The sequence below is a fragment of the Streptococcus devriesei DSM 19639 genome (assembly GCF_000423725.1).
GTDB classification, from domain to species: domain Bacteria; phylum Bacillota; class Bacilli; order Lactobacillales; family Streptococcaceae; genus Streptococcus; species Streptococcus devriesei.
Genome location: NZ_KE384084.1, coordinates 1 through 22,978, shown reverse-complemented (window position 1 = coordinate 22,978; position 22,978 = coordinate 1). Strand labels below are relative to the sequence as shown.

20 protein-coding genes are annotated in these 22,978 nt (G+C 42.8%); 5 read left to right on the top strand and 15 right to left on the bottom strand.

Features of this window, described 5'->3' with window-relative positions; genetic code table 11:
* Positions 1–210: 210 nt before the first annotated feature.
* Positions 211–1,425 (bottom strand): Fic family protein, encoded by a 1,215-nt coding sequence (locus tag G573_RS0106225; protein WP_027975899.1) that lies wholly within the window; start codon positions 1,423–1,425, stop codon positions 211–213.
* Between the two features lie 333 nt (positions 1,426–1,758).
* Between G573_RS0106225 and G573_RS10975 the strand changes: the two genes are divergently transcribed.
* On the top strand, positions 1,759–6,231 hold the full coding sequence (locus G573_RS10975) for a GH32 C-terminal domain-containing protein (RefSeq protein ID WP_051175718.1): 4,473 nt from the start codon (positions 1,759–1,761) through the stop codon (positions 6,229–6,231).
* Positions 6,232–6,386: 155 nt separating this feature from the next.
* Here G573_RS10975 and G573_RS0106215 read toward each other — a convergent pair whose 3' ends face one another.
* Positions 6,387–6,800 carry an Ohr family peroxiredoxin gene (locus G573_RS0106215; RefSeq protein ID WP_027975898.1) on the bottom strand — a complete coding sequence of 138 codons (414 nt, stop codon included), beginning with the start codon at positions 6,798–6,800 and terminating at the stop codon, positions 6,387–6,389.
* A 39-nt stretch (positions 6,801–6,839) separates the two neighbouring features.
* Complete coding sequence (locus tag G573_RS0106210) at positions 6,840–7,820, bottom strand: NAD(P)H-dependent flavin oxidoreductase (RefSeq protein ID WP_027975897.1); 981 nt, start codon at positions 7,818–7,820, stop codon at positions 6,840–6,842.
* Between the two features lie 138 nt (positions 7,821–7,958).
* On the opposite strand from G573_RS0106210, the gene G573_RS11150 reads away from it, so the two are divergent.
* A complete protein-coding gene (locus G573_RS11150; protein WP_027975896.1) occupies positions 7,959–8,540 on the top strand; it encodes a TetR/AcrR family transcriptional regulator in 582 nt (193 codons plus the stop codon).
* Between the two features lie 10 nt (positions 8,541–8,550).
* On the opposite strand, the gene G573_RS11585 is transcribed toward G573_RS11150, so the two are convergent.
* The 7 genes from G573_RS11585 to pfkB form a co-directional block, all read right to left on the bottom strand.
* On the bottom strand, positions 8,551–9,549 hold the full coding sequence (locus G573_RS11585; RefSeq protein ID WP_027975895.1) for a DUF6568 family protein: 999 nt from the start codon (positions 9,547–9,549) through the stop codon (positions 8,551–8,553).
* A 428-nt stretch (positions 9,550–9,977) separates the two neighbouring features.
* Positions 9,978–10,133, bottom strand: coding sequence for a hypothetical protein (locus tag G573_RS11515; RefSeq protein ID WP_169364443.1), 156 nt, complete (start codon positions 10,131–10,133; stop codon positions 9,978–9,980).
* Positions 10,134–10,389: 256 nt separating this feature from the next.
* The gene (locus G573_RS0106185) at positions 10,390–10,605 is read right to left on the bottom strand and encodes a Blp family class II bacteriocin (protein WP_027975894.1); all 216 of its coding nucleotides are present in this window, start codon (positions 10,603–10,605) and stop codon (positions 10,390–10,392) included.
* Positions 10,606–10,918: 313 nt separating this feature from the next.
* On the bottom strand, positions 10,919–11,902 hold the full coding sequence (gene lacD / locus G573_RS0106180) for a tagatose-bisphosphate aldolase (protein WP_027975893.1): 984 nt from the start codon (positions 11,900–11,902) through the stop codon (positions 10,919–10,921).
* Between the two features lie 42 nt (positions 11,903–11,944).
* Positions 11,945–12,391, bottom strand: a complete 447-nt coding sequence (locus tag G573_RS0106175) for a PTS sugar transporter subunit IIA (RefSeq protein ID WP_027975892.1) — start codon at positions 12,389–12,391, stop codon at positions 11,945–11,947.
* Positions 12,392–12,405: 14 nt separating this feature from the next.
* Positions 12,406–13,803 (bottom strand): PTS fructose transporter subunit IIC, encoded by a 1,398-nt coding sequence (locus G573_RS0106170; protein ID WP_027975891.1) that lies wholly within the window; start codon positions 13,801–13,803, stop codon positions 12,406–12,408.
* A 10-nt stretch (positions 13,804–13,813) separates the two neighbouring features.
* Positions 13,814–14,743 carry a 1-phosphofructokinase gene (gene pfkB / locus G573_RS0106165; RefSeq protein WP_027975890.1) on the bottom strand — a complete coding sequence of 310 codons (930 nt, stop codon included), beginning with the start codon at positions 14,741–14,743 and terminating at the stop codon, positions 13,814–13,816.
* Between the two features lie 117 nt (positions 14,744–14,860).
* On the opposite strand from pfkB, the gene G573_RS0106160 reads away from it, so the two are divergent.
* A complete protein-coding gene (locus tag G573_RS0106160; RefSeq protein ID WP_027975889.1) occupies positions 14,861–15,616 on the top strand; it encodes a MurR/RpiR family transcriptional regulator in 756 nt (251 codons plus the stop codon).
* A 117-nt stretch (positions 15,617–15,733) separates the two neighbouring features.
* On the top strand, positions 15,734–16,648 hold the full coding sequence (locus G573_RS0106155; protein ID WP_027975888.1) for a LysR family transcriptional regulator: 915 nt from the start codon (positions 15,734–15,736) through the stop codon (positions 16,646–16,648).
* Positions 16,649–16,808: 160 nt separating this feature from the next.
* Here the strand turns inward: G573_RS0106155 and G573_RS0106150 are convergent, their stop codons facing one another.
* From G573_RS0106150 to G573_RS0106140, 3 genes are all read right to left on the bottom strand, one after another.
* On the bottom strand, positions 16,809–17,993 hold the full coding sequence (locus G573_RS0106150; protein ID WP_027975887.1) for an oxidoreductase: 1,185 nt from the start codon (positions 17,991–17,993) through the stop codon (positions 16,809–16,811).
* 196 nt (positions 17,994–18,189) lie between these two features.
* The gene (locus tag G573_RS0106145) at positions 18,190–18,690 is read right to left on the bottom strand and encodes a cyclophilin-like fold protein (protein ID WP_051175716.1); all 501 of its coding nucleotides are present in this window, start codon (positions 18,688–18,690) and stop codon (positions 18,190–18,192) included.
* A complete protein-coding gene (locus tag G573_RS0106140; RefSeq protein ID WP_027975885.1) occupies positions 18,687–19,661 on the bottom strand; it encodes an alpha/beta hydrolase in 975 nt (324 codons plus the stop codon). The genes G573_RS0106145 and G573_RS0106140 overlap by 4 nt, the downstream gene beginning before the upstream one ends.
* Before the next feature lie 149 nt (positions 19,662–19,810).
* Between G573_RS0106140 and G573_RS0106135 the strand changes: the two genes are divergently transcribed.
* Complete coding sequence (locus tag G573_RS0106135) at positions 19,811–20,680, top strand: LysR family transcriptional regulator (RefSeq protein WP_027975884.1); 870 nt, start codon at positions 19,811–19,813, stop codon at positions 20,678–20,680.
* 51 nt (positions 20,681–20,731) lie between these two features.
* On the opposite strand, the gene guaC is transcribed toward G573_RS0106135, so the two are convergent.
* Positions 20,732–21,715: a GMP reductase gene (guaC, locus tag G573_RS0106130; protein WP_027975883.1), complete on the bottom strand. Its 984-nt coding sequence runs from the start codon at positions 21,713–21,715 to the stop codon at positions 20,732–20,734.
* Between the two features lie 373 nt (positions 21,716–22,088).
* Positions 22,089–22,700 carry a DUF1349 domain-containing protein gene (locus G573_RS0106125; protein ID WP_027975882.1) on the bottom strand — a complete coding sequence of 204 codons (612 nt, stop codon included), beginning with the start codon at positions 22,698–22,700 and terminating at the stop codon, positions 22,089–22,091.
* Positions 22,701–22,978: the final 278 nt, after the last annotated feature.

The window sequence follows — 22,978 nt, the reverse complement described above, 5'->3', positions numbered from 1 at the left end:
AAACCTTGTTAGTTTTCCAAAAAAAGATTAGATTGAAAATATCTGAAAAGCAGCCCCTAATTTTGGACTGCTTTGGTTAGTTTATGATTGGTCTCTCTTGCTCATTTCCTGTTTTATACAACAAAACTACCTTCATTGAAATGCTGGTAGTTCTGCTGCTTCCGACTTTTCATATTTCTTATTCTTGTGAAAATATTGAATTAGAGAGTTTTACAAGAGCAGGTGTTTTTTAGGCCTTTGTGCGATTAGTTTTATGACATTGATTTTTTCCAAGTGGTCGATTTCTCTTTTGATAGCAAGTTTGGCAAAGTCATGTGAGAGGAGCTCTATGATGTCATTGTCTGAAAGGCCTTCATTTGGATCATCCACAAAGACCTTGGATTGAAGCAAGAGATAGAGGATTCGCTTTTGGAGTTCGGTGTAGTCAGAATGATCCAGATCGTTAGAATAGCCGTCTAAGATAGCTTTCTTTTCTTCTAGCGTATTGATAATGTCCTGCTGACCATTTTTGAGGATTTCCATTAGGGATTGGACAAAGAAAGTTCCTTCTGCCTTGTTATCCGCTTCTCCAGTGATGCTAAAGGCTTCGTAATATTTCTTCTTTTCCTGATTGATTCTTTGAGAGATAACTAGACCTGAGTAGATATCAAGTTTGCGCGCTAAATATCTTGCTAGGATATACCTGCCTGTTCTGCCATTGCCATCGTAGAAAGGATGGACATTTTCAAAGAAATAGTGAGCCAGAAAAGACTTAATCAGCACTGGCACCGTCTTATCATTGATAAAGCCAATCCATGATTGCAGCATGGCAAAGATTTGTTTTTCAGATATGGGCGGAACATGCTCGGTCTTATTATTTGCAGCATCAATGATTGATACCAGATTATCCCTGAAAAGCTCACCATCCAGCATGTCTTCGCTATCTATTTCACCATCAGTTAACTGATCATAGATAGTTCTGATGGACTGAAGGTTATCAATTTTGAGAAAGTCATTCTTTCGAATATCATTGTACATGCGTACAGTAGATTGGAGCCTGACTTTCCTTTTCTTTTTCCTGTCTAAAGACCTGTGAGCTATTGATACTTCCTTTCTGGTAGTTTTGATTCCTTCAATCTCATCTGTACTGATAACAGATTTATAAAGCTGTTCATTGTAGAATTGCTTCTTAGCAACTCCCGGTAAGAGATCATCTAGTTCCTTGATACGATTAGAGTTATCATTGATCTCCTGTGTCAGCATTTGGATTTCTTGGATGGGAACACAAAAGAGCTCGTATTTACTCGTTTTGAATTCTCCCCTTTTTGATAGATGCGGGAAAAGATTGGTCTTAATAACTCCAAAACCATTAAATCTTTTAGCGTATTCCTCATTATTATTCCCCGACTTCATGAATTTGACAATTTTTAGAGGTTTATAACTCATTTTTCCCTCCTATCTTTTAAAAAAAGGTATTTTTTAAAAGATTTTAACAAAAAATAAGATAATTATCCAGCAAAAATGGCTAAAATTCAAAGATAAACAGTATATTTTACGATTTATTTATCAAAAACAGCTGCTTCTCAGACTTATATAATCAATTCACTCATCAAATAAACTTACCACATATTTTCTGAAAAAATGAAAGAAATATTATGGAAAGTTTCTGTTTTATTCTTACATGACATTTGTCACCGCAATCGGTGACGCGTGTAAGTTGTAAAGCGTTTACATTAAAAATATAATTTGGTTGTAAAATTCAAAAAGAGGTGACAGATTATGAAGAAAGCTTTCTCTAAAGAGTCGAAACCACAGCACTGGTATATGCATAAACGCGGCAAACAGTGGGTTTATGGCTGTGCATTGGTAACCGTTATAGGCAGTCTGGCCTTCTGTGCTCCGGCCTTGGCCGATGAAACCGTACCAGAAAACAGTTCTGCGAATCTCACTGCTGTCAGCGAATCCACAAAAGATACCGTCACTGCGGAGCTGCCGGCCGAAGAGGCGGTAACCCCTGCTGACTCACCAGCTGTCGCTGAAACCCCGCAAACACCTTCTTCTTCCTCTGTTTCGGAAGCATCTGCTAACAGTACTCAGCAAGCTAACAGTGTGCCGGCTGAAACTACCGGATATGAAGAACCGTCAACAACTGAAGAGGCAGTAACAAGCGAGGAGGCAGCAACAGACGAAGAAGTGAGCACAAATAAAGAAGCAACAAGTAACGATGCGGTAAGTAAAGAGGCAGCAACAAACGAAGCTTCAACCTCTGCTGCTATACCGGCAGATGTGACCCAAGCAGAATCAGCATCTGCTCCTGCTATTCAAAATGTTGGCTATCATACAAATTTGACCAACTTCACAGCGACTAACGGCACCTGGGAAAGCCGTGACAACGGTCTCTACAGCAATTCTCTTGATAAGGGAGACAGCTGGTATATATCTGATGTCAAAGTCAGCGATTTTGTTTATTCGACAGATGTTACATTTCTAAAAGATCAAGGCGCTGCAACCCTGATTTTTAGGAGTATTGATGTCAATAATGTTCAAAACAGCTATGCTTTAAATATTGACGGCAGCAATAAAAAGAGTAAATTCTGGCGTTGGGACAAGGGACAGGATCAGCAATTAGTCGATGAGCGCTCTATTGTTCCTACTGATGACGCTGCTTACCATCTGAAAGTTGTCTCCATTAATAATTGGATTTCCTGCTATATTAATGGTCAGCTGATTGCTTCTACCGGTGATTACACCATCCAAAAAGATGATAAAGGTCAAAATACTGTTATCAAAGAGGGGTATCTGGGCTTGCTCAACTGGAATGGCGAGATGATTTTCCAGAACACCTACTACAGTCCTATCACTGACAGCTTCACTCCTGAAATCACTGATATTAGTGTGACTCCTGATAAAGGTCAGGCAGAAGCCAAAGGCCAATTTTCACCCAATTCTCCTATCAGCATCCAGTATGTTGATAACGCTGCTGCAACTGTCACATTAGCCATTAGTCCTAAGAGTGATAAATCTCAAATTGTGATTACTGACAGCTCAGGTAAAGAGTATCAAGTCAGTGACGCTATCCCTCTTGCTGTAGGTGCCAATTATCTGACCGTGACAAGCACTGTTACTGATGAAGCCGGCAGCCAAGCGACATTGACTTATCGTATCAATGTTCATCGTCGCCAGCCTAAGGAAGTTTATTACAATGAACTCTTTCGTGATCAGTATCACTACTCTGTCAAGGACGGCTGGGGCAATGACCCGAATGGTTTGGTTTACTATAAAGGAAAATACCACCTCTTCTACCAGTTTTACGATGACCAAGTTTGGGGACCAATGCATTGGGCGCATGCAACAAGTACAGACCTGCTTCATTGGGAAGAACAGCCGATAGCTCTCTATCCTGACGCCAATGGTACCATGTTCTCGGGCTGTATCGTTGTTGATGACCACAACACTTCCGGATTCTTTAAAGAGGGGCAAGGCGGGTTAGTCGCTCTGGTGACAGCCGACGGTAATGGTCAGCGTATTAAATTAGCCTACAGTTCTGATGAAGGACAGACTTGGACCAAGGTTGATCAGATTGCTGCCGACTGGTCCAACGATCCGTTGCAAACCAAGGACTTCCGTGATCCAAAAGTCTTCCGCTGGAACAGCAAATGGTTCATGGTGCTAGCTGGCGGACCGCTTCGTATCTATTCTTCGGATAATTTAAGAGATTGGTCAGTCGAATCTACCTATCCTAATCTCCATACTGAATGCCCTGACCTCTATCCTATCCAAACAGCTGACGGTACGGTAAAATGGGTACTGTCTCGCGGCGGTCGTTATTATAAGGTTGGCGATTTCAAGCCAGTTGACGGTAAATGGACCTTTATCGCTGATGAGGCTTACAAGGATTCCGACGGCATCATGAATTTTGGGAAAGATTCCTATGCAGCTATGACTTATTATGTTCAGGATTTCGGAACTGATGCTCAGCCGACAATCCCTAAATTGACTGAGCTAAATTGGATGAATACATGGGATTACTGCAATCTGATCGCTAAAACTGTGGATCAGGATTTCAATGGTACCTATAATCTGAATCTCCAACTCGGACTGACAAAGGAAAACGGTACCTACTACCTGACTCAGACACCAGTTGAAGCTTATGAGAGCTTACGCGATACAGACAAGGCTATCATCTATAACGATGTCTCGGTAACGGCTCAAAACGATTTGCTCAGCAAGGTGCAGTCTGATACTTATGAAATTGTAGCAACCTTTAGACCAAGCGCTGCAACGACAAAGGTTGGTTTCAAACTTCGTCAGTCGCAGGACGAAGAAACTGTCGTCGCTTATGATTTAACCAATCACGAGCTCTCTATTGACCGAACAAAATCCGGCGTTATTATCAATGATAAGTTTGCCGATATTAACAAGCAAACGGTCACAGCTAATGCAGATGGCAGCATTTCCCTACGTATTTTTGTTGATCGAGCAAGCATTGAGGTGTTCGCCAAGGGAGATACGGTCACTGGTGCCAATCAGATTTTCCCATCACCAAACAGTTTAGGAGCTAGTGTCTTTGCAGAAGGCGGCGATGCTAAGGCCGACATTGCCTTTTACCCGCTCAAATCAACTTGGAATGATAAGGTTCAAACAGATAGACCTTTTAAACTATCTGGTATCGGCCAGGCAGAAAATCGTTTGAATGTTGGCCAGACGACAACCTTCAACGCTTTGCTGGCGCCAGGAACTGCTAAACAAGAAGTCACTTGGACAGTGGATAATTCGGATGTCGTCAGAATCAGCCAAAATGGTTCAAAATTAACAGCTACAGCCGTTAAAGCCGGAACAGCAACTGTCACAGCCGTTGCAAAAGACAACCCCAGCCTGACTAAATCATTTACCATCACTGTTTTTGAAGACAATTTCAAGACCAACCTCAGTAATCTTAAAGCTATTTCAGGTCAGTGGGTTGTTGATGATAAGGAATTGCTGGACAGTAACACCAGCGCTAACGATGCCTATATGACAGCAGCACAGGTACCTTATTCCGAATACACCTTAGAAACCGATGTCAAATATCAAAAAGGACTGGTTAATATCTTCTTTGCTTCTCCGGCAGCAGATCCCGCTAATGCCTATGCCTTCCAGCTCGGTGATGGTGCCAGTGTCAGACTCTATTACTTCCAAGGGGATACAATAGCTGAGGCACCTCTGGCAAAAGCCTTGAATGATAACCAGTATCACCACCTTCTCATCTCTAAAACCCAAAATACTGTCTCACTGAGCATTGATGGGCAAGTCGTCATGACTCACCAATTTGATGATGCTAAAGCTTACTTCAATAAAGCTCATGTAGGGGTTGGACTTTGGGATGGTGCCGTAGCCTTCCAAAATCTTTATCTCAACCCTCTTACTCAGGAAGAATCACCAATAGGTTGGTTTGAAACTGATAATCATTGGTTTTACAGAAAAGCCGATGGCAATTTAGCAACCGGTTTAACACAAATTGACGGCTATACCCACTACTTTAACGCTGACGGTTCTCAAGTGAAGGGGGACTTCGCTTCTCCTGACGGCGGCCGGACTTGGTACTATCTGGATAAGGACAGCGGTCATGCCTTGACCGGTGAACAAATTATCAACGGCAAGCGTTATACCTTTGATGAGAGCGGCAAACAAATCAAGGGACGCTTTGTCTCTCCTGATAGCGGTAAAACCTGGTATTATCTCGACAAGGATAATGGCTTGCGGGTTACCGGTCTTCAAATGATTGACGGCTATACCCACTACTTCAACGCTAACGGCTCTCAAGTCAAGGGAGATTTCGCTTCTCCTGATGGCGGTCGGACCTGGTACTATCTGGACAAGGACAGCGGCCACGCTTTGACCGGTCTTCAAATGATTGACGGCTATATCCACTACTTCAACGCTGACGGCTCTCAAGTCAAGGGAGATTTCGCTTCTCCTGACGGCGGTCGGACCTGGTACTATCTGGATAAGGACAGCGGCCATGCCCTGACCGGTCTTCAAATGATTGACGGCTATATCCACTACTTCAACGCTGATGGCTCTCAAGTGAAGGGAGACTTTGCTTCTCCTGACGGCGGTCGGACATGGTACTATCTGGATAAGGACAGCGGCCACGCCTTGACCGGCCTTCAAACAATTGACGGAAAAACCTACATTTTCGACAATGATGGCCGACAAATTAAAGGAGAAGCTTGGATTATTGATCCTAACACCGGGGAGCTAAAAAGGTAATACTTTGTTTGGATTTGTTCGTTCAAGTAATCCAAGACAGCCAAAACAGCTGCGCCAATAGACGCAGCTGTTTTCGTACACAACATATCTTTCTAGTAAAAATGTTAAGATATCCGTTTTATACTTTTACGTTTTTGAACGTTAGCGATAATTTCTTAGACTGCTTTGACTGTCACTTCAATATTTCCCGAAACTGCCCGAGAATATGGACAAACCTTATGCGCTTCTTCTAATAAAGCTTGCGCTTTATCAAGTGGTAAACCGTCAATATGACCTTCAATATCGACACCAAGAACCACGTCCGGTACTGGTCCAGTACTGACGTTATACATAGAAACAGTCGCAGAAACTGTGCTCTTATTTGTCAATTGTTGACTAGATAAGACATAGCTGAGGGCGCTGTTAAAACAACTGCTAAATCCTGCCGCAAACAATTGTTCAGGATTGGTTGCACCTGCTGCTTTTTGTCCTGGTTGAATAATTTGAAATTGAATGGAGTTATCTGGAGCATGTACTTCACCTGTACGACCACCTGTATTAATCATTTTTGTTGAAAAAATTTTTTTCATATTTTCCCTGCTTTCTTAAATTGGAATCTTCTATTCTTTTTATAAGAATTTACCAATATTCTTGACTAAGCGATCCATGATAACTTGAACAGGTTCGACTTTTTCAATAAAGGAAATTCCAAGTCCGAATGAGGCATAGCCTTTGCTGAGATCTCCAAAGAGCATGCCGTCACGCATACCGTCATAAGCATGCTGAGCTTCATAAATTTCTTCTTCTGTGGCGCCGGCTTTGCTCATTTCGAGTAACTTCTCAGGAAGTTCTCCCCGTAATGAACGATAGAAAGATGGAACCGTACGATACATCAGCAAATCTGTAGCATCTGATTCAAGAGCCATTTCTTTAATATTTCCTGCTAAAACGGATTCCTCTGCCATCATAAAGGCTGTCCCAACAAAGAGCCCTTCTGCTCCCAGCACAAATGCAGCTTCTGCTGTTCTCTCGTCAGCAATCCCTCCAGCTGCCATGACTGGAACACGGCCTTTGGCTGCATCAACAATCAAGGGAACAATTGAAAAAGTACCAATCACATTATTAGGAACTGTTCCGCCTTCGTCAAAGCCAGTTGCCACGATAATATCAGCACCGCCTTCAACAGCTTCTTCCGTGTTTTCAACGGTTGGTGTATGCGCTCTAAAAACGACTTTAATATTATTATCATGGTATTGTTTTGTCCAATAAGGTGAAAAATCTCCAACCATTATGGCTGCTTGCACACCTTCTTCTACCATCAAATCAAGCATAGCTCTTCCGAACATATCCTCTTCACCTTCAACTGTTGGTGATACATTCAGCCCTAATGGTTTATCAGTTAATTCGCGGGCGATACGAATTTCCCGGCGCATATTTTCAACCGTTTCTTCAACAGTATAAACAGATTCTTTCTGGCCTGCATTAAAGCCCAGCACCCCTAAACCTCCGGCTTTACTGACAGCGCCTGCGTATTTCCCATCAGTCAGCCAAAAGAGCGGCCCTTGAATGATTGGTTTTTCAATCCCTAAAATTTCTGATACACGATTCATTTGTCATTCCCCCTTTGTGATCTATTTTACAGCTTAATTGTAAGGGTTTTATTTTGCCCAATCAATAGTCAAATGATGTATAAATGTCCTATAAGTTGCTTTTATATGGTATAATGTCCTATAAGTAAGAGGTGGCCTATGAATAAAAATGACTTGAGATATCTCAAAACAGAAAAAAACCTCAAAAGTGCCTTTTTGACACTGATTGAGGAGAAACCTTGCCATGACATCACGGTCAAAGACATCTGCAAACAAGCACAGTGCAGCCGCAATACTTTCTATCTGCACTATGAAGTCAAAGAAGATCTTTATCAAACCATTATGGCAGATATTTTAGACAATCTGGCCGACGCTTTTGAAACGCGTGTCAGTCACATCAGCCAAATTGATGATAACGTCAGCCGAACCTATACTAATAGCATTATTGATAGTATTTCTAGAAATAAGAAAGCTATCGGCATTCTGGCTGCACGGGACAAGGGGCTTTTTCTTAAGCAATTTACGGAGACCATTTTTGATAAGTGCATGCTTGGAACACAAAAGCTATCGAAAAAAGGAGACAGTCCTGCTGTCCGTCTCAACAATGCTTATCTGGCTTCTTCCATTACCGGCTTTATCTTTGAATGGCTTAAGCATCCTGACATCAGCGATACAGAGGCTAAGGAACTGCTGTTTACTATTCACAGGCAGACCATGGAAACTTGTTACCAAGCTTTGTGACAAGTTTTTTCTACTTCCATTTTTCTAAAATGCTTGTTAGCCATGATTTTGCTTGTTCAAGCACCTGTTTAAGAAAATGACTATTGTCAAACGTCATCTCACTACTTACCTGCTTCTCCTTATTCTCTGTTAAAGATTGTTCTGGAACAGTCGTTGGAACTGGTTCTGCATTGGCTGGTTCAGGAGCTATTTTAGGAGGGGCGGTATCTTGTGCAGACGGAGTTTGTGCTTCATCAGCTTGTTCAGTACTAACTGCAGGAAAGACTTTATTGTACAGTTCCTGAGCGGTTCCACCGCTGCCTAACTGACCAGAGACAATTTGTCCCTTCTCCAGATGCAGGATAGTCGGTGTTGCATATTCCCCAAGCTTTCCTCTCAAAAAATCTTTAGAAGCTGGTGTAAAGTCCGGATTATCGGTATTGAGATAATAGACCTGTCCACCAGTCATTCCATAAAACTCTTTAACAACTGGCGAGAAATCGCGACAATAATGGCAAGTTGGCCGACCAATATAGAGGGTGTAATTACCATCCTGGTCATCAAACATGTCATAGACATCAGCCATGGTGACTTGTTTGAGGTCGGCAACATTTGCCTCGTATTCTTCTATAGATAGGGACTCTTGACCTTCTGTACTCTCACTCTCTGTCACTGCTGTAGCCGCCTGAGATTCCGTAACAGGAGCTTGTTGGCTCTGTTGTTCTTTAACCGCCTGATTTGAGGCTTCTTGATCAAAGGAGGCAGGTGTTTGATCCTGATTCTCTGTAGCATCCTGAGCTTGTGAAATTTCCTCAGGAGCTGGCAAGTTTTGTTTCTGTTGGTGATTCGTCTCAGCTGGAAGAATCTGTTGCTCCGTAGTTTGTCGATTTTCTTGACTATCGGTTTGCGCAGCGGCTGCAGGTACTTGCCCTTGGTCAACACTTTGACTCACTTCGTCAGCGTAAATCCTACCTCCTACTAATAACAAAGCTGTCACTGAGAATAGTAATAATGATTTATAGTGATTCATAAATAACTTTTCCTTTCATTTGCTTGTGATTTTAAAAATCGGTGCTTATTATCCTGCCTTTGATCTAAAATCACATACTTGCAAAAAGCGGAAGCCTTCCTGTACCCCCTAAAAGTTAGATACAAAAACTAGCTTTCAGGGGGGACAATATGACCTCCGTTTATCAAATATAATTATTTTTCTTTCAAAATTGGAATGATAATCATGAGAAGAAAGGTAAAAATTAATACTAATCTGAAAATATTGTCGGAAGACGACAAAGCTCTCACGCCAAATAAAACTAAGACTAGGGAAACCTTTAGGAATTTCTTCAATATTATCTTGCCATTTTGATTAACGTTTTTAAAAATTCACAAATATGAAAACAAGGCGCTGTATAACTAAGGAACTGTAACAGTGATTCTTAGAGAAGGCACTTAATTTCTATATTAGTTTTCTAAAAAATAGGATAAAATATTGGCAGCTGCAAATACTGTAAAACCTATAACTGCTAGAATTTTTGAAATAGGCCACAGCACCCAGGCAAGCATAAAGGCAGCCGGCATAAGTACCAGTGCTTGTCGTCTGTGATTTCCTTTTTTCATTTTTAAACTCGATTCATTCTTCCAAAATATCTATGGAATCGTAAAGTTCTTTAGATATGTCTGTTTGTATCATTTATTATCTGAAAAATAAAGCAAAATATTTGCTACCGTAACAAGTATGAATCCTATAATGGCCAAAATTTTCGAAATAGGCCACAGCAGCCAGGCAAGAACGAATGGCAGTGGCAACAAACCAAGTGAAACCAGTTTATTATTATTTCTCATTTTATTTAATCAAAGTCATTTTTCAGTAATATTAGTGTGTACAATAATGGTAGTTTGCAGCAGTAGCAAAGGCTTGTGCTCCCAAATACATCGCTGCAGCCGGTACAACAGATGAGCCAATCGCTGCAGCCCCGAGTCCTAATGCGGTTGCCGCAGATGCCAAACAAGCTCCCGTACCTCCACCATCAATTCTGGAAAGCATATCCACATCCAGTGTCTCAAATTGCTCAAATGCTTGTGTATTCATAACAAAACTCCTTTTTCATTTTTGATTTTGTTCCTTGGCCAAGAAACACTCATAGTATAACTTATTTTGATCCATTTGTGTGGCGATTGTCGTAAGTGGTATCAAATAGGTCGTGAATGGTCACTGATCTTTCAAAAATAGCCATTCACGACATTTTGGGGACTGTTCACGACATCTGTCTCAATTCTTTGCTTTCGAATTTTTTGCACAATGAAATCAGTTTTTCCACAAAAAGATAACCAGCCGTCAAAAAAGAGAGACCCAAGTCTGAGTCTCTCTTTGTTACTATTAGCAATCATTAATTGAGCGGAACTCAACGAACTTTAGCTTCCCAGGGAGAGGCCGTCTCTTCAAGTATTCTGTTGAGTTCGTCAATATTTCTGAATCCTTCTGCCCGCAGCCAATCTCTAGCCGCTTCTTCCCCTTCTTCAATATAAACCGGCACACAGCCCGACCAAGTTGCCCGGCCGCAGAGGACACCGTTGAATTGAGCACCGGATTCATGGGCAAATATTAGGGTATCTTGAAATAAGCGAGCGCTGACCCCTGCACTTAGGTAAATATAAGGTAGATCAGTGGCAGCCTCTTGTTCCTGAAAGGCTTGAGCAGCTTCAGCTTTTGTGAAAAGAACTTCACCATCAGCATAGCCTTCCACAAAATGCATATCCACCGGCACTTCTACTTTCAAAACATCTACTTTAAACCGAGGGTCAGAAAAGACTGCCATAGCACCGTTTACCTTGTGAGGTTTTACTTTGGCAAAATCAGCACTGCTCTTGTCTTCAATACCTTCATCATAAGTCAGAATTTCAAGGAAGAAAGGAAGATCTTCTGCCTGGCACTCAGCCCCTATACGTTCGATATAGGCCTGCTTTTGCTGATTGACGTCGGAATTCCCATCAACATCATAATAAAGCAGAAATTTAACCGCATCAGCACCCTGCTCTTTCAAACGTTTGACTGACCATTCCGGCAAGCAATCAGGCAGACGGCTGGTGGTTGTCGTGTCATAGCCTGTTTTTTCGTAAGCCAGCAAGAGTCCTGACTGCTCATCCTTGACTTTGGCAGCAGGAAGACCGTATTCTGGATCCAGTAAGATAGATGAGGCATATTTTGTCAGTTCCTCAGACACCAAAGCTTTCAGACGCACCATCTGTTCGCTCGTCGGGGTACTGTCTTGATAGCGGGCCATCATTTTGTGAAGAGCGCCGCGCTGGTCAAATGCCAAGGCGGAAATAATCCCCTTTCGGCTTACCTTTTCCAGACAAGCTCTTTTGTTAGGCGTTAATGTTAACATAGTACTTTTTTCATCCTACTTTCTATTAAAAACATCTTTAAATCAGACCCCCAATTGATCTTTGAGCAATTCTTTTAATTCACCGGATGTCTGTGCAGTCTCAAAAGCTTTTTTGAAGTCATCTTTCATCAACAGCCGCGCCAGCTGAGACAGCAATTTTAAGTGCGTCGTGCCGGCTTCCGTTTCTGGGATAAATAAGGCAACAATAGATTTAGCAGGCTTCCCGTCCATTGAGTCCCAATCAATCCCTGCTGCCAATTTTAAAATAGCTACACAGGGCTTCGTGATGGTATTTGATTTGGCATGAGGAATGGCAAAGCCGTCCATCATGCCTGTTGATCCTTCTGCTTCTCTGTCTTTTAAGGCCTTTGAAACGTCAGAAGCGTCTTTGGCATAACCTTCTTTAACAACCAGCTCTGATAAGTAACGAAAAACCGCTTCCCGATTCTCCAAAGTCAAATCCATTTTAATCAACGATTCATCAATCATATGATTCTCCTCTTCTAAGCTTTTTTAGCTTTTGATTTTTGAATCAAGCCCATAAGAATGCCTGAAACCACGGCACCGATAGCGATAGCTAATACCCAGAGAAAGGCGTGCGTAACAACCGGCAGAACCAAAAAGCCGCCATGCGGAGCAGGTACTTTAACCTTCCACATATAAGTCAGAACAGCTCCAATGGAGGAACCTAACATAAGGGTGGGAATGTTGCGCAGCGGATCTTTGGCGGCAAAAGGAATGGCGCCTTCAGTAATATGGGTCGACCCGAGGATAAGATTTGCCAGACCGGCATTGCGATCCTCAGCACTGTAGGAATCTTTAAAAAGAGCTGTTGCAACAAAGGTTGTTAACGGCGGTACAATACAAGCCGCCGACACTCCAGCCATAAAGGAGGTATTTCCCTGTGCCAAAAGAGCTGTACCTGTCACGTAGGCTGCTTTGTTTACAGGTCCGCCCATATCAAAGGCACTCATGCAGCCAATAATGATTCCCAAAACCAGCGGATTGGCATTTTCAAAGTCTGCCAGCCACTTCATCAAGCTGGTATTCATCCATACCATCGGAGAGTTAATAAGAGCCATGACAAGTCCTGTCAGCAGGACACCGAATACCGGATAAAGGAAAATTGCTTTCAAGCCATCCAATGATTTTGGCAGACCGCTGAATAGCTTCATCAAGGCTAAAACGATGTAGCCGGCCGCAAAGCCGCCAAGGATCCCGCCTAAAAATCCGGAACCGCCATTAGCAGCCATCAATCCGGCTAGAAGACCCGCAACAAATCCGGGCCGTTTGGCAATGGATTCGGCGATAAAGGCCGCCAGAACCGGCGTCATCATGCCCATGGCCACACCGCCGATGTCATTTTTTAAAAGAGCCGCAAACCAATTATACTGATTGCTGCTTTTGTCAGCAGAATAAATACCAAAAAGAAAGGAAACTGCTACCAGCACACCGCCTGCAACAACAAAGGGCAGCATGTGTGAAACACCGTTCATCAAGTGCTTGTATATCTGGCGGCCAATACTTTCCTGTCCGGGATTCTCCCTGCTTTCTGAATGTTCATCTTGCTGCTCGCCTTCTTTAATATGGCCTTTGCCTGCAAGTGCATCATCAATTAATTGATCTGCTTTTTTAATGCCTTCAGCTACAGACACTTCAATCAGGCGTTTACCGGCAAAACGTTCTGCTTGAACGTCTTTATCCGCTGCAATGATAACCGCGTCTGCTGCAGCAATCTCTTCCGGTGACAGAGCATTTTCCACACCAACTTGTCCATGGGTTTCAACCTTGATGCTGATGCCTCTGTCAGCTGCTGCTTTTTCCAAAGCTTCCTGTGCCATAAATGTATGAGCAATTCCTGTCGGGCAGCCAGTGGCTGCAATGATTTTATATTTTGCCATTTTTTAACTCCTATATCTGATGACAGTTAATTTGTTTTTGCAATAAATCTACATCACTAAAATCAGTTAGACCGCTTCGAAAGGCTGTCGATGAACCGGCCGCAACACTTCTCGGCAGTACAGCAGTAATCGCCTCCTGCTTGATTAAGCCTGTTAAAAAGGTTGCAAGCAAGGTATCGCCTGCACAGGCCGTATTGACGACCTCACCTTGCGGCGCGTTGCATTCAAACACTTCCAAAGCTGAATTCACAGCCACAGCACCTGCTTCCCCCAGTGAAACCAAAATATTTTGAGCGCCTCGCTTTACCAATTCTTTAGCACAATCAATAATGCCATCATGACTGAGCGTTTCTTTGCCAAACCAGTCGGCCAGTTCTTCTTCATTGGGTTTCAGCAGGTAGGGCCTGTAGGCCAAACTCTCTAAAACCGTCGGATGGCTGACATCGAAAATCAGATACAGCCCCTTCTTCTGAGCGATTTTAGAGATTTCTGTCAGTATCTCAGGCTCCACTCCTCTGGGCAGGCTTCCTGAGACGACCAGATAATCTCCCTCATCGAAACTTTTGATTTGTTCTAAAAGTTTTCTCTGAGCCTCTGTACCGACCAGCGGACCTCGATTAACCAGCTTGAATTCTTTATGATCGGCATTTACTTTTGTAAAAACATTGATACGGGTGAGACCGTCAACCTCCACGAATTGTGCTCCGATGTCCTTAGACACCAAAGTATCCGTGATAAACTTACCGGTAAAGCCGCCGGCAAAGCCGATAGCTGTTGTCGAGATGCCCAGCTGCTTCATGATAAAGGAAACATTGACCCCCTTGCCGTTAGCCTGAACATCATCGGATAAGGTACGATTCACTTTTGAGGCCAGCATGTGTTCGGTCTCAATAAACAAATCAATAGCCAGGTTCATCGTACACGTATAAACCCTTGACATTATTTCCCTCCTCTCGTTTTTTTGATATAATCTCTTTACAGTCCTTATCTTACTATTTTATTGTTGAAAGTGTTTCCAAAAATAAGAGGAAGTCTGAAACGATTTTCAGGAGTTATCATGAATAAACCAACAAAGCTGACAGACACCGAGGAATATCTCTGGTCTTATATCACTAAAAATACCGGCTCCATTGCAGGTTACAGTATCTCTGAGCTCAGTGAGGCAGCCAATGTTTCAAATGCCACCATTACAAGAACGCTTCAGAAAAAAGGCTACACCGGTTTTTCTGATTTTAAACACTCTATTGTCATCCAAAAGAAAGATCAGCTCAATATCCTCGACAGTAAAAAGATGGCTATGGATACTAAGCATTCTATCGTTAAAAATTATCAGGAAGTCGTCAGAACCCTGAACATGCTTGATGTTGATGCCTTAGAACAAGCTATCCCTCAGCTGACTGCAGCTAAAAGAATTATTATTTTTGCCAGAGGTTTCTCCGAAATGCTGGGCAATGAGATGCTGGTTAAATTTCAGTTATTGCATAAGTACTGTGAAATGCATACCGATCCAAATATCATTGTGCCGGTCAGCAAACAGCTGTCACCGCATGATTTTGTCCTCTTTATTTCCTTAAACGGCGAAACACAGGCTCTTGTCACAGCAGCTAAAAACTGTCAGCAAAATAATATTCCTAATTTATTAATTACTGCCAATAAATCCGGAAGCATGGCCAAATTAGCCGAATTAACATTATACGGCTTCAAGACAGAACTCTCCTATTTTCCGGATTTCGAGGTGCATTCCCGCCTGCCGCTCTATATTTTAGGCAGGGTTTTACTGGATACTTTTTCAGCCAGTATCCAGTCAACATAAAAACTACCTCTGCTTAAGTGCAAAGATAGTCTTAGATTATTCTGCTGCTGTATCATATCACTTGTGCTGCGACACCAATTTCTTGTTGACAGTACTGATTATTTTGAGGAATTTGCCATGACTTTTGAACAACTGCTCTATGCTGAAATCTTAGCGCAGCACCATTCCATGCAAAAAGCTGCGGATGCACTCCATATCAGTAAATCCGGTCTGAGCCTAGCCATCACTCAGCTCGAAAACGAGCTGGGCGTCAAACTTTTTGAACGTTCAGCCAGAGGAACTTATCTGACGAAAGAAGGCAGGCAGCTCCTGGCTTCTATTTCAGATATTCTGCGCCATAAAAATAATCTTGAAAGTACTGCAAGGCAAATCGCTGCTCATGATTATCAAAAAGTGGCCATCCACTATATGAATACCTTGTTAAAACCCTTTATGACTCCTTTTATCAAGGATTTTCACTCCAAGTACAGTCATGTTCAATTGGACATCAGCTGCCATGAGCTGGACTCTATTATCCGGCGGCTCCACAGTCAGGAAATTGATGCCGGTTTTATTGCCATCAAGCAAAGTGACGATGACTTGCTGCAGCATCTGATTTTCACACCTGTCTGCGACACTAAGCTAAAACTCATCTGTTCTCCTGACAATCCTTTGAGCCGGTTAAAGCGGCCTATTCGGCTGGAAGATTTGAAGACTCAGCGTTTTAGTCTCTTTAATGATCGCTTTCACGATAGCTTGTTTGAGCGTCTGCAATTTCAGGGCGGACCTCTTCAGCTTGTCCTGCGCGTTGACGACGCCTGGGCTATGAAAGAGGCCATCAGCAAACTCAATACCGTCTGCTTTGGCAGAACCTTGCAAAGCAGCCTCTCCAGCAGTACCGATTTTTCGGATTTCGTCAGTATTGATATCGGACATCTGATTGATGACAACTTCAAACTCGGCTGGCTGACTAATCCCAACCACATGTTATCAAGCAAGGCTCAAGATTTAATGGCAGACATTACCGCTGAGATACAAGTTTTAAACACTTAAGACAGTGACTTGATACGTCAACAGTCTAAGCTTATTGAACAAGTAATAAAAAAGGAATACAGCAAAACATAAAAATTGCTTTTAGCTGTATTCCTTTTTCTTTTACCAAAAACAGACAAACTAGACCCGGCAAGCCAAAATCTGGTTATAAAAGGCAGTATTACTGTGTGCCATCGTGGGTGACCACATCATCGAGACTGGTTGTAGACAGAGTTTTCAGATAATCCATACCCGGCATAGCAAAGTATTCAGCATTTGCCAGCAGATCAATCAGGCCCGGTGTCAGGTGAGAATCGCTAACAGATTCTTCATTGAATGCCAAGAAGATCTTATCTGCCTGACCCGTTTGCAATTTATAAGCAATTTGCGGATCAATCAGCGTTGCGCGGCCAAGCGCTGCAATATCCACATAGTTCAGAGCATCTTCCATTTTTTCAACGGTGTGAATACCGCCGGCAATCAGCTCTAAAGTTGGTGCTTGAATCCCTTCACCCAGCAACTGAGCAAAATTTTTATCCGAATCAGCAGGGGTTGACGTGTAGTCATTGGTTGAGAGATGAATATAGTCGAACTCAAAGGTTTCCGTCAGCTTTTTAACCAGCTGCTGGGACTCATGCCAAGTATAGCCGACATTATCCCCATGGATTTCTTCCGGGCTGATGCGGTAGCCAATAATAAAGTCTTTAGGGGCTAATTCTTCGGCAGCCTTGAACACTTCACGCGCCACTTCAATAGCAAAATTCATACGTTTTTCCAGTGATCCACCCCAGAAATCTGTACGAAGATTAGAAAAAGCTGAGAAAAATTCCTGATGGAGATAATGGTTGGCACCGTGAATTTCAACACCGTCAAAACCGCAGTCAATCGCACGTTTAGTCGCAGCACCAAAATCTTTGACAATTTGCCAGACCTCATCTTCAGTCAATTCATGCAAAGGATAGTCAATCCAAGGAAAATCAATAGCGGACGGCACTTCAACACGGCCGCCGAGGACATGGCGGTACTGAGCTTCCCGGCCGGAATGCACCAGCTGCAAAATGGCCTTGTTGCCATCTTTTTTCAGTTCCTCAGCGATTTTAGCAAAGCCCGGCTTAAAATCATCGTTGTAAATGGCTAATTGTTCACGGTCTTTTGCCCATGAGCGTGAGGGACCGCCATTTGGACTGACACTGGTATATTCTACAATAACCATGCCTGCAGACTGCGAGCGTGCTGCATAATAATCAATGGTGTCCTGAGTTACCTTTTCGTCCAAGCCGCTGTTGGTCAGCATGGGCGACTGAGCTGTCCGCGTTTTGATACTTGCGCCATGGCGAAAAGTCACCGTATCTGTTAATTTTTTCATGATGAAAGCGCCTCCTTATTCTTATAAATCAAGTTTAACATTTCACAAGTTATTTAGGAAGTTCAGGAAACTTGATACAGTGTTGACTGTAACTAAACACTGAAAGTCACCGTACGATATCATAAAAATAAGGACTGGAACCAATATGTTTCCAATCCTATTTTACTATTTATTAGTCAGGTAAGTTTTACAGTAGCTAGTTCTTTAAAGACATACTGAGAGTCACTTTCCCTTGCCCCAATATCTGCTGTAACTCCTTACCTGAGTAGCCGGAAATATGACCAAGTTTCGTATAAGACCAGCTATTAGAACTATAGAAAATCACCAGCTTGTCCCCCTGATAGAGCATGACATCCCCAGCCTCAGCTGTTTGATGGGTGTCATCCGTCGGCAGAGAAAACGGCAAGTTCCCCACTTTTTCAAAACCGCCGTAATCTGACAGAGAGATTTCGATATCACCCTGCGATAATTTATCTACTAAGGTGCGGGTAGCTTGATTATCCTCTAATTCCAGAGAAATTGTCTGATTTTTTAGTTTCAGAGTAATATAATCTGTCATCTTATCCCTTTTCTCTTCTTTTGCCGTACGAGATTGATATCTTCTTGATTCAGGCCCTGCTTTTCTTGGCTGCTGGCAGGCGCATAAGACAATGGCCATCCAGCCGGTGAGACCTAAAATGAAAAGCCGTTTGATCATAAGTTTTCTTTGACAAAATTTTCGATGTCATCAAACGGAATCTTGTCCTTTTGGTCATAGAGGTCAACATGGCTTGCCCCTTTGACGGTAATCATCTTCTTGTTATCACCTTTGAGTTTGGCAAAGGCATCTTTACCCATATAATAAGAATGGGCAGCATCCCCGTGAATAAGAAGGACGCTATTTCGGATTTCATCGCTGTAGTAGAGAAAACGGGTGTTAGCAAAGCTGGTATTGGACTGCACAGCCCAGCCGTCATTTGAATTGACACTGCGAGCATGGTAACCGCGGGGTTGTTTGTAGTAGGCATAGTAGTCTTTGACAAACTGCGGTGCATCATCTGGCAAGGGATCCACAACCCCGCCGGCAAGGGCATAGCTGCCATTCTTATAATCAGCTGTCCGTTGCTTAGCTAGGCTCAAACGTTGTTGGTAACGGGCTTCTTCATTGTCACCTTGGTCAAAATAACCATTTCCGGCAACACGTGACATGTCATACATGGTAGAGACCACAGTCACCTTGATACGAGGATCGATAGCCGCCGCATTGAGGGCAATCCCGCCAAAGCCACAGATTCCAATAATTCCAATCTTTTCAGCGTCAACCAAATCACTGGTACTCAAATAGTCAACTGCTGCTTGAAAATCTTCTGTGTTGATGTCCGGTGATTGCATGAAGCGTGGAAAACCTCCGGATTCGCCAGTATAGGAGGGGTCGAAAGCCATCGTTACAAAGCCGCGCTCTGCCATTTCTTGAGCATAGAGGCCTGAAGACTGCTCTTTGACAGCCCCGAAAGGTCCAGCTACTGCAAGTCCCGGTAATTTACCATCAGCATTTTTAGGAACATATAAATCCGCAGCCAAGGTGATGCCGAAATGGTTTTGGAAGGTCACCTTTTGGTGATTCACTTGATTGCTCTTTGGAAAAACCTTATCCCATTCCTGTGTTAAATTAAAACGTTGTTCAGTCATTTATCTTTCTCCTTGTTTTCTTTGTTTGTAAATAAAGTATAACCCTTCATTTTAGATATTACAAATACTTATATTGTATTTATAGAATGCCTGTTAAGCATATATTGAATTTTCATGGTATACTAGTTTAGAAAGGACTATGATTAACTATGGATATACGCGTTTTACAATACTTTGTCACCATTGCTGAAGAAAAATCGATTTCCAAAGCAGCTCAAAAGCGTCACATCACACAGCCAACTCTCTCACGTCAGATTAAGGATTTAGAGGAAGAACTTGGTACCCAGCTCCTCCATCGCGGGAGCCGTGAAATAAGCCTGACTGAGGATGGTCACTACCTCTATAATCGGGCCTTGGAAATCCTATCTCTAGTTGATAGAACCACCAACAATCTAGTCGATAAGGGTCCCATCTCAGGACCAATCGCTATCGGTGCTGCTGAAGGACGGTCCGTTAAAACGGTCATTGACCAAGCTAAAGCTTTCCAAGAGGAATTTCCAAATAGCAGATTTGATGTGACCAGCGGCAACGCCGATGATATCATCGAAAAAATTAATGCCGGTATCCTGGATTTAGGGATTGTTGCTCGTGAGGTTAATCATGAACACTTCAAGAGTATAGCCCTGCCATCCCAGGAAACTTGGGGTGCTCTCTTACCAAAAGAGCACCCGCTGGCAAGTAAAAAGAGTCTTCAACTGAAGGATCTTGAGCCCTACCCCCTTATTATCACCAATCAGAAGGAAGGCAGAAACTTATTTCTTGAAAGGGTTGGAAAAAAAGCAAAGCTGGCTGCTACATTTAACCTAGTCTATAACGCTAGTCTCATGGTTGAGTCCGGCATGGGAGTTGCGATTACTTGGCCCAATCTCATCAATACTGATAGTCCAACTAGTCCCCTCACCTTTATCCCATTGACTGATGATTTGCCAGATATTAATCTCCACCTTATCTGGAAGCGAAATGGCCAGCAGTCACGCGTTGTCCAAAGCTTTTTAAAGTTTCTCAAAGAAAATCTCTAAAATTAGTTAAAAAACTCACCTATTTCAAAAAATAAGTGAGCCTCTTATATCCTAGATAGCGTCGCCGTTCCAGATTGAGTTTTTAACAATGACATAATCAACATGCAGCAAACTCTCCAGATCACGTCCGCCGGCATAAGAGATAGCACTTTGAAGGTCCTGCTCCATTTCAAGCAGAGTATCCTTGAGATACCCCTTAGTTGGCAGAAGAATTTTTTTGCCTTCGACATTCTTGTGTTCACCCTTTTGATACTCCGAAGCAGAACCATAATACTCTTTGAAAGTGTCACCATCTACTTCTACCAGCTTACCCGGGCTTTCGATATGACCGGCAAACAGTGAACCAATCATAACCATCGTTGCTCCAAAGCGAATAGATTTAGCAATATCACCATGGGTGCGGATACCGCCGTCCGCAATAATCGGTTTGCGTGCAGCTTTGGCACACCAGCGAAGGGCTGCTAACTGCCAACCGCCGGTTCCAAAGCCCGTTTTGACCTTGGTAATGCAGACCTTTCCCGGACCGATTCCAACCTTGGTGGCATCCGCACCTGCATTTTCCAGTTCACGAACCGCTTCAGGTGTTCCCACATTACCAGCAATGACAAACGTTTCTGGCAGCTCAGACTTGATATGTTTGATCATCTTGATGACACTGTCCGCATGTCCGTGAGCAATGTCAATCGTGATATACTCCGGTGCATCATCTTTTAAACTGCTGACAAAGCCATATTCATAATCCTTGACCCCAACTGAGATGGAAGCTATCAACCCTTGAGCATGCATGCGCGTCACAAAGGACTTACGAGCTTCTTCATTAAAACGGTGCATGATATAGAAATAGCCATCTTTTGCCAGCATCTCCGCCACATCTTCATCAATAATGGTCTGCATATTGGCAGGAACTACAGGCAGCTTGAATTGATGCTTGCCCAGTGTCACTGTTGTATCAGCCTCAGATCGACTGTCAATGATACATTTATTAGGGATCAGCTGAATGTCTTCATAATCAAAAACAGGCAAATCATTATACATAAAAATCCTCTTTCAGCTGCTAAAACTGATAGAGGATTTTTGAGTATGTCAAAAAGTCATCTTCAGCCTGCAGCATAATATGATGACCTTCCTATAACTCCGACAGCCGATACAGCTTTCAGAGCATCGCTAGGTAATTCCTTACCCTTCCATAGATATATTATAAAAATATACCTATTTTGTCTAAAGAAATAATATTTTAAGCAAATAACGTTCGTGTTTTACTGCGTTGTTGCTGCAAGCCATCTTTCAGCTCAAGCCGAAAGCACCTCAACAGATTTGACCAGTTCCTGTACTAAATTGTCATCGAAAAAGCTGCCACGTGATTGGTTTTTGAGCTTTCATCATTACCTTTTCTGCCGACTAGAAATAGCTACATATTCGGCGCCTGACCATCGTGTGCGGCCCACTGGCAGTCTGTCAGACTAAAATCTGAGAAAACAGCAGTAAAGGAAGAATCTTCCGGAGAGCAGGCGTAAATTCCTATGTGAACGGTCTCTGTTCCCTCGTAGAAATGACAAATCCGCATCTGACGAAAAGTCTTGCCATCCTCAGAGCACTCAATCAGAAAGTCGCTTTCCCTGCGGCTGAGCCGGTACCACATGCTTTTGGTGCTGGCCGGAATCTCAGTCGTTGCCCAGTCTGAATAACCATGGTTAGTCACAACACTGCCTAAATGCTGGAAATCATCATTTTCATATTCAATAGAACCCTTGATCCAGTTTTCACTGTCTTGGTAAAGCACAACCCCGCATTGGTCAAAGCGATGGTGACTGTCCGCAAAGCTTGTCCTAACCGTAAATGAAAAATACTGTTCATCTACCGGCGCCAGAAAAACGGGTGCATTATCATTAATAAAGTGATAATAGGTCTTCTGCCAGAGATCTGTATGCGGTGCTGTGGTCACCTCAATGGCATCAGCGGTGTAACGAACAGCTGCCGGCTGACGCGTCCAAGTAAAGTCATGTAAATCAAGTGTTTTCATAAGCCCATCTCCAATCAAGAATAATTCAGTGTCGCTTGACACTTTCCTAACTTAGTGTACCACAAAAACAAGCTGACTTTCAAGAAAAGGAAAGCCGTTAAACAACTCAAAGGAATTTAGGGAAGCTGACGAAGTCCCCAAAGGTTCTAGGAAGGTGAGTCTAATTTCACAGAGTCGTAGGCGTGTTCAATTAACAAGATACAAAGCCGTTAAGCACTCCAAAGGAATTTAGGAAATGGAGTGACGATTCATTAAGAATCGAGCGACATTTATCTAAT

Bases quoted from the DNA above. Each gene is read 5' to 3' on its own strand.
- G573_RS0106225 (WP_027975899.1), bottom strand. From the start codon at position 1,425: ATGAGTTATAAACCTCTAAAAATTGTCAAATTCATGAAGTCGGGGAAT.
- G573_RS10975 (WP_051175718.1), top strand. From the start codon at position 1,759: ATGAAGAAAGCTTTCTCTAAAGAGTCGAAACCACAGCACTGGTATATG.
- G573_RS0106215 (WP_027975898.1), bottom strand. From the start codon at position 6,800: ATGAAAAAAATTTTTTCAACAAAAATGATTAATACAGGTGGTCGTACA.
- G573_RS0106210 (WP_027975897.1), bottom strand. From the start codon at position 7,820: ATGAATCGTGTATCAGAAATTTTAGGGATTGAAAAACCAATCATTCAA.
- G573_RS11150 (WP_027975896.1), top strand. From the start codon at position 7,959: ATGAATAAAAATGACTTGAGATATCTCAAAACAGAAAAAAACCTCAAA.
- G573_RS11585 (WP_027975895.1), bottom strand. From the start codon at position 9,549: ATGAATCACTATAAATCATTATTACTATTCTCAGTGACAGCTTTGTTA.
- G573_RS11515 (WP_169364443.1), bottom strand. From the start codon at position 10,133: ATGAAAAAAGGAAATCACAGACGACAAGCACTGGTACTTATGCCGGCT.
- G573_RS0106185 (WP_027975894.1), bottom strand. From the start codon at position 10,605: ATGAATACACAAGCATTTGAGCAATTTGAGACACTGGATGTGGATATG.
- lacD (WP_027975893.1), bottom strand. From the start codon at position 11,902: ATGTTAACATTAACGCCTAACAAAAGAGCTTGTCTGGAAAAGGTAAGC.
- G573_RS0106175 (WP_027975892.1), bottom strand. From the start codon at position 12,391: ATGATTGATGAATCGTTGATTAAAATGGATTTGACTTTGGAGAATCGG.
- G573_RS0106170 (WP_027975891.1), bottom strand. From the start codon at position 13,803: ATGGCAAAATATAAAATCATTGCAGCCACTGGCTGCCCGACAGGAATT.
- pfkB (WP_027975890.1), bottom strand. From the start codon at position 14,743: ATGTCAAGGGTTTATACGTGTACGATGAACCTGGCTATTGATTTGTTT.
- G573_RS0106160 (WP_027975889.1), top strand. From the start codon at position 14,861: ATGAATAAACCAACAAAGCTGACAGACACCGAGGAATATCTCTGGTCT.
- G573_RS0106155 (WP_027975888.1), top strand. From the start codon at position 15,734: ATGACTTTTGAACAACTGCTCTATGCTGAAATCTTAGCGCAGCACCAT.
- G573_RS0106150 (WP_027975887.1), bottom strand. From the start codon at position 17,993: ATGAAAAAATTAACAGATACGGTGACTTTTCGCCATGGCGCAAGTATC.
- G573_RS0106145 (WP_051175716.1), bottom strand. From the start codon at position 18,690: ATGATCAAACGGCTTTTCATTTTAGGTCTCACCGGCTGGATGGCCATT.
- G573_RS0106140 (WP_027975885.1), bottom strand. From the start codon at position 19,661: ATGACTGAACAACGTTTTAATTTAACACAGGAATGGGATAAGGTTTTT.
- G573_RS0106135 (WP_027975884.1), top strand. From the start codon at position 19,811: ATGGATATACGCGTTTTACAATACTTTGTCACCATTGCTGAAGAAAAA.
- guaC (WP_027975883.1), bottom strand. From the start codon at position 21,715: ATGTATAATGATTTGCCTGTTTTTGATTATGAAGACATTCAGCTGATC.
- G573_RS0106125 (WP_027975882.1), bottom strand. From the start codon at position 22,700: ATGAAAACACTTGATTTACATGACTTTACTTGGACGCGTCAGCCGGCA.